Here is a 13154-nt window from a genome sequence, read left to right on the forward strand (position 1 = left end):
CCTACAATAACGAAGATATAATGAATGCTACTACCGATACAATAAGGCCAAACATGAATATATTGTACGATGCCCTGAGCAGCCTGTATTTTTTGCCAAGCACAACACCCTGCGAATAATTATCACGGATTAAGCTACCGTAAAGAAACTCCCGGTCTTCCATCATTTTCTCCATACCATCGCTGTAATCCTGGTATGACATGCGGTAGAAGTTACCGAAGAACAACAGGTTAACTGTTTTCTTATTGATATCCTCGGGGGTAAACAAACCCGGTGGGATTGACGGACGGGTTGAAAGTATGGAGAAGATCATAGTAGCCAAACTAACCGACAAGAGCATAAACGTTGGGATCAACAAATTAGAATGCTCATCAAGTTTACGCAGCACCAAACTGATAATTGCCGAAAGAATGATGGAGTTAACCGTGATCATGATATGGGCCTTATTATCGGCCATATCACTTAAACGCTGATGATTGCTGGAGCTGATCCTGAACATGGTTTCGATCCCGCGATCTGGCCTGTCATTCTTATGTTTTTTACCGCCGTGATCGTCATCGTGGTCTTTATCCTTTTCTTTTTCAACGGTAATAATGGCTTCACGATCTGTTTCTGTAGTGATCATGGCCGGGGTTTCTTTTACTTCAACATCAGCTTGTTTTTCAATTAGCTTTTGAAGATTTCTTTGTTTCTGATCGTTAAGCAGCAGGCGACAGTAATCTGTATAATACTCATGCCCCTGTAAAAACTCGATGTTGTAGCTGCGCCATTCGTCCTTATCAATATCATGTTTCTTGATGGCTTCCATCTCTTTGCGTAACAGCTTATTTTTATCGCGGAAATCATCTGTACCTAAATGAAACAAATCTGCATCGCAAATGATCTGTTGCAATAAGTCGGCAGGGTTTTGCGGCATTTTAGTAGCTAAAATACAGCCGGATACTTTATCAATAACAGGCTGCTCAACTTTATGCTGTTTAAGGAAATGTGTAGCCAGCGCAACACTTTTTGATTCGTGATCCTTTTTATCAGTAAAATATCCGGTATCGTGAAACCAGGATGCAGAGATCACCACAAAAAAATCTTCATCACTTAACTGGTAGTGGTTGGCTATCTGGGTGGCCGCTGCAACAACATCTTTAGTATGCCTCAGGTTATGATAAATTAAATCGGGATCATGATGTACGTCAAAATAGGATATAGCGTACTGTTTTACCTGTTCTAACAGCGGTTGAAATTTCATCGTAGTTTTTGTTGTTAAAAGTAAATCAATTTTTTTAAAATGCCTATTTGCAGCTATGCCGGGGGGAGAACATCATTTATCGGGCATTGTTTGCGCAAAAGACAAGAAAATGGTTGCCTTTATATTTACAAAACGCATACCATCCCAATATACTATTGATTTTCAACATCATAAATTCAACCAATCTCAATCATATGGCGATATTTCGTGGAATGTCAAAAATTTCTGTCAATTAAAAACAAAAACCAATTATAAATGGCCCTTAACTACCCGACAATTTAAGATACTGGTTCTTCGGCAACTCCGGGCCTCTCGTAACTATAATTATAAGGCGGATATGGCACAATGAAAGTTTCCTGCACACGCGACGATTTTTTGAAATAAGGGATCCAGATGGCCGCTGTAACTATTGATCGTAAAAATGGACTAAGTGCTGTTTCTGCAAGTTTACTGCTGATACTGGCAGCCAAAATATAATCCGTCAGGAAAAAAACGAAGCCAAAAGCAAAATAACCGGTAATACATACAGGCAGTATATCGCGCCTATTTAACAGCAACACCAGGCAAAAAAGGGCGTAAACCATTAATGTAATATTACCAATTGCCTCTATAACAACCAGCGACCTGAAATTAAACTCATGTTGGTTGCCATGGTACACATTCCAGGTGTGGAGGCTAAAATAATCGCCTGTAACCATATTTGAACCTGTCACCAAAGCTGTAGCGGCTAAGCCTATTGCGATTAATATAAGCCACCCTCCTATCGGCACAAAGGTCGATCCGTAAGCAAACACAATCCCCGGCGTTTCTCTTTGATAAAACCATACACCCAATAAAACAAGACCAACCGTCAAAAGCAATACAACCAAAACTAATGTACTATTTGTAGTTGATGGCTTAGCAACTCCCTGCGGCGTATAAGAAAAACTGTAGCCCAAGCTGGTATTATTAAGTTTTTTAATATCTCCCTTAAACTCATCGAGTTTGTTTACAGGCACATAGTCACTCAAAAAGGATAGCTTGTAGTTAAGCGATAAAGTATCGCCAGCAGCAGTGAAATCCGATTCATAGTGATAGTAGTCCCGCTTAATGGAATCATGATCTTCATTAATATTCCAGCCGCCTGGCAAAACCACCTTAATAGCATAACTGGCATCGTAAGGGTAGGTAAGAGATACCGGCGTTTTTATGCGACCGGTTATTGAGGGAAACTGGTTGTAAATAAAATTGGCAAACAGATCGGCGGTAAGTTTGTCGCTGGTAGAATCTTTCTTAAAGAAGTCGGCTATTTTATAAGTTTCTATGGTAGTAAGCTTATTGGCTTTCAAATCATCCTTTACGATAATCGAATCCTTAACTTCTATTTTATTATAGATCTTTGCATAATAATCGAGATAGCTCTTTTCTGTTTCGGCCATCCCCGATGACTCCAGTTTACCCCGCATATAATCAGCTTCATCGCCGGTGTAGGTGGTTTTTACGGTGAAGAGTACCGGTGATTTTCCATCCCTTACTGTGTAAACATCCTCTCCGATAACTTTACCGCCTTTTGATGGCGGAATAGTGGTGAGTGCGTCGCTTCCTGGCTTCAATACCAATCCTTTGTCATAACGCGGAAAGTAAATATCCGTGCTCTCACCGCCCTGGTTATCCATAGTGGCGTCAACCCAAACCTGTTTTCCGTTTACGTTGGCAGTTACCACGGCATGGTTAAAAGCATATGCTGTAGGTATGTATTGCTCAACATGTCCGTTCATATCGGCATTCACCAAAACCATCGAAGCGTCAATCCCTCCTGCCTTCAGCATCGATACCAGCAACAATGACTTATCCTTGCAATCGCCATAACGTTGTTTAAATACTTTTTCGGGGTTATTTGCGCGGTGCGAATACTCGCCTATTTCAATGCCCATGTAACGCACTTCCTGCTGCACCGTACGTACTGCTTCCCTGAAATATTTTTCCTTGTTATTACCTGCATCCTTTTTTAGCGTCGCAATCCGCTCGCCAAGCTCACCCTTGATATTTACTGCCGGCGGGTTTATACTTAAGGCCCAATTAACAACTTCGGGCCAGCTTGCAAACTCACTTACCTGGATAAAACCGCGTTCGTTATACCACGATGGCTGACTATCATCATCGTGCGCCGGCGGTACCTGGAAACCTTCATACTCGTAACGTTTTAAGCCGTTCGCTTCGCTAATGACAGGCTTAGGTACCGTATTAAAAGTTTTAAAGTTCAGCTTGCGCTGAGATGATGCAATAATAGCCGTATAATGATGTGCAATGGGCGTATACCACTGAACATACATATTTGAACAAAATTTACCGTTCAATATAGGGTTACGGCCCGTAATGGTATATGAATATTCAATCCGGTCGCCTTTACGGATATCATCCAAAATACATAAGGCAGAAAAACTTCCCTGGTAAATAAAATTAGAAAGATCCTGCTCATCGGCCAATACCTTAAAGGCCGAAGTTTTTAAGCGGTTTAATGGTTTACCATCGCGCCAAACGGTGATATCATGAAAGTCGAGCCGCTCATAAGCAGGATCAAAACTAACAGAGATCTGCGATGCATTCTGAATGCCGGTTTCGGATACTATTTCGCGGATAATATGATTATAGTCGGCCTGTTTTTCAACCTGCACCTGCTCTTCGATAAGCGCATAATAAAAACCGCGTTCAATAGCACGCGAGGAAGGTTTTTGATTATAAGGCTTTAACACACTAAGCCATGTTGGCCTGCCCGAAATATGCACCGATGGTGTATCGCCAAAAGCAGTCCCGCTGCACCAAAACAACATCACCAAACAAAGGAAAAACGTAAAACGCATTTTAAAAGCTTTTGTATACAGGCTCTGAAAATAAAGAAATTCAGATCAATTTAATGTAACTATTTTAATATTTAACTGTGGGGTTATATGGGATAATAAACGTATTAAACGGCAGGGTGACTGCGCGAAGGATTGACTCACCCCGGCGTTGCTCCGCTCGCCACCCCTCTCTACGCTTCGCGTATAGAGGGGATTTAAAGACTCTCAGGACTTCATGGTTTTATGGGATTAATGCAGGTGTAAAACGATCTTATTCAACACTTCATTTATGTTGCTTATTATTTCATCGTTTTCAAAACGCAGTATTTCTAATCCTAAATCAGATAACACTTTATAGCGATTTTTGTCATATTCTTTTTTATACAAATGGATTGCCCCATCTGCTTCGATAACTAATTTTGCTTCATGACAATAGAAATCGAGGATATAGTATAAACTTTTTCCAAAATATGATTGTACACAAAGAGGGTGTTGCCTAAGGAATTTTTTGCCGGCTAACTTTCTGTTTCTTAATTCAAACCAAAGCTTTTTTTCAGTTACAGTTTCCCGCTGTCTTAATTCTCTGCAAAAATCAATAATACTGCTCATTTTGATAAGGTGATAGGATGAGTAAAGATATTACTTAAATTCAAAATTAAAATTTCTCGTCCCCTCTTTACGCTTGCGTAGAGAGGGGTGACAAGCGCAGCGATGTCGGGGTGAGTAAACTATTAAACCAACAAAGCCACCCCGAAACCGGGATGGCTTTGCCAATAAATATTATCAAGAATTACTATTGCCCTCCGCCTAATACAGCACGGAATTTTGATTCGTAAGCCTTTAACTGGTTTTCAAATTTGGTAGCAAGAGCGGTTTGATGGTTGTCTTTGGTAAACTGCAACAGTCCGTTCAACACTTGCATGCCTATTTGTACATCGCGCCCGTTAATGCTATTAACATCCTGGCTTAGCAGGTAGGCATTATAATCCAACTGATCGGTAAGGTAATTGTCGATATTGCCTGCCAATTTGTTACCCAACACCACGTCATGAAGCTGATAAGCCAATTGGGTTAAATACAATTTGCGACCGGCAACATCTACATACGGGTAAATATCAGGCAGCTCAGCATCATATTTCTGAACTACTTTTAACGCTTTATCGTTTTTACCTTCCTGAACAAGGTTTTGAGCCAAGTCAAGGAATGTAGTTACCATAACGGGGTAAAACATCGAGGTCGACTCATGATCAAGGTATTTGGCGGTTTTAAACTTGCCGAATTTAAACTTGTTCATCACGTTATCATACATTACATCAGTATTGGTTTTGCTCAACTGATCATGTAAAGCTGTATCCGGTTTAAACGGTATTAGGTGATAAGTAAAGCCCTCTTTGTAAAGGTAAGGCTGTAAACCTATCAGGTTTTCGTTACCAATGGTAGTAGTAAAGCAGATAGGGCGCTTCCAGTGGTTATGCGCCAAAATATCAAACATGGCCAAATTCTCTTTGGTTACATAGTTTGATGTATACTTCCATTCCATGGCGGTTGCCAGCTTATCTTTCTGATCGGCTTTTACTACGCCGTTGGCAACTACCTCATCAGGGTTAACCGTAACTTTCAGATTTTTGGTCGGCAGGTAGTTGCCATAGTCGCCGCTTTGATATTGTACCTGCGTAGCCTTATCATCAGAAGTAATAAAATCAAACACTTCTTTAATATCCTGATATCCAGGTAGTTTCTGATCGTTAAAATAAATAACGTCCCTCACCCCTTCTTTATATTTATCAAAAGGCATAGTGATAGGAAGCGGCTCAGAACTGTTCATCTTTTTCTGCATCTGGCGGATATACCAGTCGCCGGTAAACAGGCTTAAGTTTACAATGCGCACATCCGGGCGGATACCTTCAACTTCCTGATCGTACCACAATGAGTACGTATCATTATCGCCATAAGTAAACAAAATAGCATTTGGCGGGCATGAAATAAGATAGTTGTAGGCCATATCATGCGGCGTCATTTTGGTTGAGCGGTCATGATCTTTCCACTCTTTGGCTGCTAAAAGTACCGGGCAAACCAAAAGGCCTATAACGGTTGAACCGATAGCGGCCATTTTAGCGTCGATATATTTGCGGCCAAATTCAGCAATAGCAATTACGCCGAGCCCTATCCATATGGCAAAGGCATAAAACGAGCCTACGTATGAGTAATCACGCTCGCGCGGCTGCACTGATGCCTGGTTTACATATAACACAATGGCCAAACCAGTGAAGAAAAATAGCAAGCCAACAATCAACGCATCTTTACTGCGGCGGTTAACGTGGAAAAACAAACCTATTAAACCAATTATTAATGGCAGGGCGTATAGCGGAGTATAAGTAGTAGCCGCAGTTACTGATTTTGGTAAATGTTTGCCACCGTCAAACAAACCGGTTGTCCAGTTGCCGTCAATACCTTCGGTGCTGGTTTGTCCGTCAGCATCGTTATAACGGCCAACAAAGTTCCAGAAAAAGTAACGCCAGTACATCTGGTACATTTGCCAGCTAAACATCCATTTCAGGTTATCGCCCATAGTTGGGGCCTGCCCTTCAGGGATCCTCAGCCATTGTTTGTAAAACTGCACATCGTTAGCGTCGGTGCTGTACATACGTGGCAATGCTGTGGTATGGTCATAAACATAATCTGTTTTACGACCTGCATTTTCATATTTGGTTTTGCCTTTGCGGTAAATGATACTCCCCTGTTTTTGATCGGTAACCTGCGAATCATACATAGGGCCGGTTAGCAAAGGTACTTCACCGTACTGGATACGGTTAAGGTAACCGTAAAGCGTAAAAGCGTTATCTGGATGTGAGTTATTTAAATTAGTATTAGCAGTTGCACGAATAGGGATATAAGCGAATGAGCCATATCCAAAGTATATAAATGCAACGCAAAGTAAAGCCAGGTTTAATACAGGTTTCTTTTTGCGGATACTGTACATGATCCCCAATACCAGGGCAACAACTATCAGCAGGATGAAAAAGAAAGCTCCGGTACCAAAGCCCATTCCTAAGGAATTGACAAAGAAAAGGTCGAAATAAGCCGCAAACTTAATGGTATATCCCCTGATGCCATATTGTACCAGGCCAAGAATCACTACCCCTGCCAAAAAAGTAAGGATGCTATTGCCAACGGTAATATTTTTGGTTCGGCGGAAATAGTAAACCATTGCGATGGCCGGTATAGTCAACAGGTTTAACAGGTGGATCCCTATGGATAAACCGATAACATACGCTATAAAAACAATCCATTTATCAGCACCGGGTTCATCTGCATGCTCATCCCATTTAAGAATTGCCCAAAATACAATAGCAGTACATAGTGATGACAGGGCAAATACAATGGTTTCGACAGCCGAAAACCAAAACGTATCGGTATACGTGAAGGCCAGGGCACCAACAAGGCCGGCCCCCATAATTACATATAATTTATAACCGTCGATAGCCTCATCACGTTTTTCAACCATCAGTTTTTTGGCAAAAGCAGTAATTGTCCAAAATAAAAACATAATAGTTGCACCGCTGGCCAATGCCGACCCCATATTAGTAAAGAAAGGCACTTTAGTGTTATCGCCAAATGACAATAACGACAAAACCTTGCCTATCATGGCAAAAACCGGGTAACCAGGCTGGTGGGCTACCTGTAAACGGTAGGCACATGAAATAAATTCGCCGCAATCCCAAAAGCTTACAGACGGCTCCAATGTTAAAATATAGGTTATTGAGGCTATAACGAAACAAAGCCAGCCTAACAGGTTATTGATTTTTTTGTACTGCATTTAATAATATCAATTGATTTAATAGCGCGGCAAATATCATGATTTTTATAACTTATTAAAAAAAAACACCTGCACGTGACAAAATTTAACATTAATTAACTTTTTGAAGTACTTGGATTAAAGAAATTTTATTTACCAATCTCCACGAACAGGCATATTTCAATCTATTTATTTAATAACTATAAACCTGCTTTATTGAATAATTAATTCAATGATTATGACCGGTTAACCAAGTATCAATGTCCAAATCAATTTGCATAATTTTAATATATCAGAAACAACCTGCGGGGCATGTATGTATATATCCTTATTTACCAATGAAATTTTTAACTTAGAACAATTAATACTTATTTTGTTGTAATGCAAAAACTCTACTCCTTAAGTTTTCGAAAAACACTTATCATAGCCATAATTGCCTTATTCACATCACAGTTAGGCAAGGCACAATCAGTTTATTTACCTAATTCATACCAGTTGTACCAAAAGTTCAATTCGGATATTTATTCTATAAAAAGCTCGGTTCATACTTCACTACGGCCTTTTTTAATTGATAGCACCATTCTGCATACCTATGATTCGGTAATGAATGTTGGTGTTAAAGACCGCAAAACCTGGGGCGGGCGTAAATTATTTAATGAACACCTTTTTGACGTAAAAGCAAAAGAATATACCTTTTATGCCGACTATATTACTGATCTGCAAGCCGGCAGGGATTTCACTAACAGCAATTCGACCAACTTAAATGTACGTGGCTATCAAATTGGGGGAACAGTGGGCAGCAAATTTTCATTTTACACAAGCGGTTTTGAAAATTCGGCCAAGTTTGTATCGTATTATAACAACTATGTCAATACCAATGGTTTTATACCCGGCCAGGCATATGCCAGGAAGTATACAGGCCAACCGCGCAACTCACAAGATTGGTCGTACGTAACTGCAATACTCTCCTATTCAGTAACAAAAAAACTAAATATTACTTTAGGCGAGGATAAAATGTTTATTGGTGACGGGTACCGGTCGGTGCTCTTATCTGACTTTGCAGCCAATATGCCGCTTCTCAGGCTTACAGCGGACCTTGGCCCTGTACGTTATATGGTAGCGTGGGCCTATATTGAAGACCTCAATAATGTTGCACAAAAATTTGACAGTTTTGGAAGTAACCGCCGCAAATGGGCTTTATTCCATTATATTGACTGGAATATAACCAAACGCGCCTCATTCGGTATGTTTAACGCCCTGATAGCTCCCGAAGCTGATAACCAAGGTAATCGGGCAGGCTTTGACGCCAATTTTGTGAACCCAATTTTATTTGCAAGCTCGCTGGGTCCGGGTGGTTATCAAAAGGACAATGTGTTTTTAGGTTTTAATGCCAAATACAAGATCTTTGATAAAGCTGCGCTGTACGGACAGATCATGTTCGACAGGTTCAAGGGCAGCGATTTCTTTTCGGGCAACAGTACCGATAACACCAACGGCTGGCAACTGGGTATCCGTGGCGCAGATATTTTTAAAGTTAAAAGGTTAAACTATCTATTTGAATATAACACTGTTAAGCCATACACTTACAGTAACCAGCAGTCATTAAGCAGTTATTCGTTTTACGGCGATCCTCTGGCCCATCCTTACGGAGCAAACTTCAGGGAGCTTTTGGGCATTTTGAATTATTCGGTTGGCCGGTTTGATTTCCAGGGGCAACTTAATTATGCCAAATATGGACTTGATGCCACAAAGGCTGAAAATAACGGCAAAATAATTATCAAGCCTTTTATACCTTCGGCAAATACTACAACTACCATAGGCCAGGGTATAAGTACACAGCTTTATTATGGTGAAGGAACTGTTGCTTACATACTTAACCCAAAGTATAATTTACGCCTGGAACTTGGCGCATTGTACCGCCAGGAAAAAAACGATCAGAAAGATTCAAAAAACACCATGATCACCTTCGGAATAAGAAGCTCATTCAGAAATTTATATCACGATTTTTAATCGATAAAAAGCCTTACGAAGTTTAAAACCTTTGTAAGGCTATAAACCAGAGAATCTTTACTCCCTTTTCTTTTTTCTTGAGCCTACAGATACCCCGACGGCTACACCAATTGCTATACCCACAGCAAGGCTATGCAAAGCCAAACCAATAGCTGTGCCAACCACCAGCCCACCGGCAAAATAATTAAGATCTATCCTGTTCAAAATCGATATCAAAATTTAATTTACCAGTATTTTCTAACGGTGTACAAAAACACTTCATCTTCCTCATGTATCAAATTGAACTTGTCACTGCCAGCCATTTTTGATATAGTATCACCAACCTTAGCAACCTCATCGAAGTTGGCCGTTGTGCTTAATGAAACAGGAATGATACGAAATTCTTCGCTATTAACGGAAATCATAACATAGTCTCTGTAGCGATAAACAGATTCCAGCTTACCGTTAATTTCGGCATCGTGAAACTGATTATACTTTGTTACCCGTGCAACTACACAAACAATGATAACAGCAGTTATACAGCACAAAAGAAATAGTTTTTCATTTATTATAAAAGAAAGCCCAAATTACAAAAGAAACTTTTTATTTCTACCCTACTGACAAACTGCTGTCATAACCATATATTTATTTTGAACAGCATTCAAAAGCATCAATATGACCAAGCCTGATATTGCCAGCCTGCGGGTTTATAACCAGCATCTTAATCACGATAAATTTAAAAAACCTGAAGATGTGGTTGGATATATGTGCGCCATGCAGGCGCAGGAATACACGCATGCAAAATGGGCAATTGGTTTACGGATGTTATCACCTGCGGATAAAATGGTAGAAAAGGCTATAACAACCGGAACTATATTGCGCACCCATGTACTAAGACCAACCTGGCATTTTGTATTACCTCAGGATATCCGCTGGATGCTTAGCCTTACTGCTCCAAGAATCAACGCAGGCAATGCCGCCATGTATAAAAAACAGGAGGTTACCGATGCAATTTTTAATAAAAGCTTTGACGTATTTACAAAAGCCCTGCAGGGCGGCAAACAGCTAACCCGTACAGAAATTGCCGCTGCGCTAAATCAGGCAAACATAGCTACCGACGATTTCAGGCTTACCATATTATTAATGAAAGCGGAACTGGAGCAATTAATTTGCAGCGGGGCAAGGCAGGGCAAACAGTTCACCTATGCTCTGCTCGACGAACGGGCACCTGTAACACCAGCCATATCTCGTGACGAAGCGGTAACCAGACTGGTTTTGCGGTATTTTAAAAGTCACGGCCCCGCTACCGTAAATGATTTTGTACATTGGAGCGGCCTTACCGTTGCTGATGCTAAAACCGGGATTGAAATAAACAAAACCCTGCTAAGTAATATCACCATTGGCGGAGTTATGTATTGGATGGGGGCCGATCGGGATTTTGGTGCCGCGAAAAAATCCGGAGCCTATCTCCTGCCAGTTTACGATGAGTTAATTATAGCTTATAAAAATCGCGATGCCATGATACCGGCCGGGTTTCGGGATAAAATGGGGGCTATTACTTTTTTCCCAACTATAATGGTCAATAACCAGGTGGTTGGCAACTGGAGCCGGAATATGGGCAAAAAGAATATTGATATTGAGCTCAAACCATTTAACAAACTCAATAAGGCTCAAAACCAGTCTATTGAAAGCGCCATACAACGTTTTAAAAAGTTTAATGGTATCGGATAACAAACATTAACTACATCAACAAGTTACTTATAAAAACAAGATATTATGCCCGAACTACCCGATCTGCAGGCTTTTAGCCATAACCTGCAAAAAATACTTGCAGGTAAAACCGTTAAAAAAATAGAAGTACCTAACGCTAAAAAACTAAATGTTAGCGTACACGAATTAAACGAGGTATTAAGCGGGCAAAAGCTCGAAAAAGTATATCGCGAAGGGAAGGAACTGCATATTAAATTTAGCAAGGGCAATGTACTGGGTCTGCACCTAATGTTGCACGGTAAACTGTTTTTGTTCGATACCAAGAACGACAACAAGTACAGCATCATCGAGCTGCACTTTGATGATGGCAGCGGATTAGTACTTACCGATTTCCAGGGGATAGCGATGCCTACCCTCAACCCCGAAAAAAAGGACGTACCCGACGCGCTTGATGCCGATGCCGAGTATTTGAGAAAGCGCCTGGCAAAAACAAAAACCAATATTAAAACTGTTCTGCTTGATCAAAAGATTATGAGAGGCGTCGGCAATGCGTACGCCGATGAGATTTTATGGCACGCCCGCATTTCTCCGTTCTCCGTAAGCAGTAAAATACCGGAGGCCAAACTGAAAGACCTGGTTAAGGCAATAAAATCGGTATTGGAAGATGCAGAAAAAAATATCCTTAAATCAAACCCCGACATCATTAACGGTGAAGTTCGTGATTTCATGGATATTCACAATTCAAAGAAAAAACACAGCCCAACAGGCGCCGCGATCATAATTAACGAAGCATCGCGGAAAACATATTATACTGACGAGCAGGAATTGTTCGAGTAAATCTCGCAGGGTTTAAAGAAGAGTATTTAGCGTATTTTGCTGCGCTCGTTTAATGAGCGCAATGCTCAAAAGGCTCCCCTTTAGAGAAGATTTAGAGGGGCATCTACTTCAACTTTTTCACCAGTACATTAAAATCAACACCAACAATCGGAATCTTCTTCCAGGGTTGGGTTTCACCATCCTTATGGAAGGTACCGCCGTTAAATAAGCCGCAGGCAAATCCAACGTTGGAGTTGGTTTTGGTTGTCAAAAATTCAATAGAAACCACAATATCACCGGCCACTTTAACATTGTACGGCGATAAGTCGACGGTGGTTAATTGATGGTTTTCCACATTGTCGTATTTTTTAATGTAGCCTTTTATTTCGTCTTTAACCAAATTAGCTTCATTTGGAAACTTCCCGGCCATTTGGTAAACATTTACTTTAAAAGGGATGCTATCGCTTGACCGGTTTTGAGTATGAAAGTGCAGCGTAAGTAATTGTACCTGTTTTTTACCAGCATTCATTTCAATACCAACCTGCGCACCTTTAACAGCATCAAAGGTATTATTGGATGAGCCGCTTCGGGGTTTGTTGCCTATCGTTTTGGTTTTATCCTGGGCGGATACGCTAACGGCAACGAAGCATAAAAAACATAAGGCAACGAGTTTTGCAAAATTTCGGGAGAATATCGATTTGAACATAACAATAAGTTTTGGATGAATTTATAAGGTAGACGATGGCGATAAACAAATGGTTGCAACCTCGATCTGAAAATT

The 13154-nt window shown here is 40.6% G+C and carries 10 protein-coding genes; 3 read left to right on the forward strand and 7 right to left on the reverse strand.

Translation table 11 applies throughout. The features are described from left to right. Position 1: 1 nt before the first annotated feature. The 4 genes from BLS28_RS13495 to BLS28_RS13510 form a co-directional block, all read right to left on the reverse strand. The gene (locus BLS28_RS13495; RefSeq protein WP_091167807.1) at positions 2-1243 is read right to left on the reverse strand and encodes a Pycsar system effector family protein; all 1242 of its coding nucleotides are present in this window, start codon (positions 1241-1243) and stop codon (positions 2-4) included. Positions 1244-1521: 278 nt separating this feature from the next. Beyond that, positions 1522-4083 carry a DUF3857 domain-containing protein gene (locus BLS28_RS13500; RefSeq protein WP_091167810.1) on the reverse strand — a complete coding sequence of 854 codons (2562 nt, stop codon included), beginning with the start codon at positions 4081-4083 and terminating at the stop codon, positions 1522-1524. 228 nt (positions 4084-4311) lie between these two features. After that, entirely contained in the window at positions 4312-4671 is a 360-nt protein-coding gene (locus tag BLS28_RS13505) for an endonuclease domain-containing protein (protein ID WP_091167812.1), read from the reverse strand. A gap of 184 nt (positions 4672-4855) precedes the next feature. Next, complete coding sequence (locus BLS28_RS13510; RefSeq protein WP_091167815.1) at positions 4856-7879, reverse strand: DUF2723 domain-containing protein; 3024 nt, start codon at positions 7877-7879, stop codon at positions 4856-4858. Between the two features lie 360 nt (positions 7880-8239). Here BLS28_RS13510 and BLS28_RS13515 point away from each other — a divergent pair, with 360 nt between their 5' ends. After that, the gene (locus tag BLS28_RS13515) at positions 8240-9868 is read left to right on the forward strand and encodes a gliding motility protein RemB (RefSeq protein ID WP_256337418.1); all 1629 of its coding nucleotides are present in this window, start codon (positions 8240-8242) and stop codon (positions 9866-9868) included. A 57-nt stretch (positions 9869-9925) separates the two neighbouring features. Here the strand turns inward: BLS28_RS13515 and BLS28_RS30810 are convergent, their stop codons facing one another. Next, positions 9926-10072 carry a glycine zipper domain-containing protein gene (locus tag BLS28_RS30810; RefSeq protein ID WP_176844450.1) on the reverse strand — a complete coding sequence of 49 codons (147 nt, stop codon included), beginning with the start codon at positions 10070-10072 and terminating at the stop codon, positions 9926-9928. 20 nt (positions 10073-10092) lie between these two features. Next, positions 10093-10395, reverse strand: coding sequence for a hypothetical protein (locus BLS28_RS13520; protein WP_091167818.1), 303 nt, complete (start codon positions 10393-10395; stop codon positions 10093-10095). Between the two features lie 127 nt (positions 10396-10522). Between BLS28_RS13520 and BLS28_RS13525 the strand changes: the two genes are divergently transcribed. Together BLS28_RS13525 and BLS28_RS13530 are read left to right on the forward strand one after the other, a co-directional pair. Next, positions 10523-11578: a winged helix DNA-binding domain-containing protein gene (locus tag BLS28_RS13525; RefSeq protein WP_091167821.1), complete on the forward strand. Its 1056-nt coding sequence runs from the start codon at positions 10523-10525 to the stop codon at positions 11576-11578. Between the two features lie 45 nt (positions 11579-11623). Next, positions 11624-12394 (forward strand): DNA-formamidopyrimidine glycosylase family protein, encoded by a 771-nt coding sequence (locus tag BLS28_RS13530; RefSeq protein WP_091167823.1) that lies wholly within the window; start codon positions 11624-11626, stop codon positions 12392-12394. A gap of 103 nt (positions 12395-12497) precedes the next feature. Here BLS28_RS13530 and BLS28_RS13535 read toward each other — a convergent pair whose 3' ends face one another. Further along, positions 12498-13079, reverse strand: coding sequence for a hypothetical protein (locus tag BLS28_RS13535; RefSeq protein WP_091167825.1), 582 nt, complete (start codon positions 13077-13079; stop codon positions 12498-12500). Between the last annotated feature and the right edge of the window lie 75 nt (positions 13080-13154).

This window comes from Mucilaginibacter gossypii (assembly GCF_900100945.1).
Lineage (GTDB): Bacteria > Bacteroidota > Bacteroidia > Sphingobacteriales > Sphingobacteriaceae > Mucilaginibacter > Mucilaginibacter gossypii.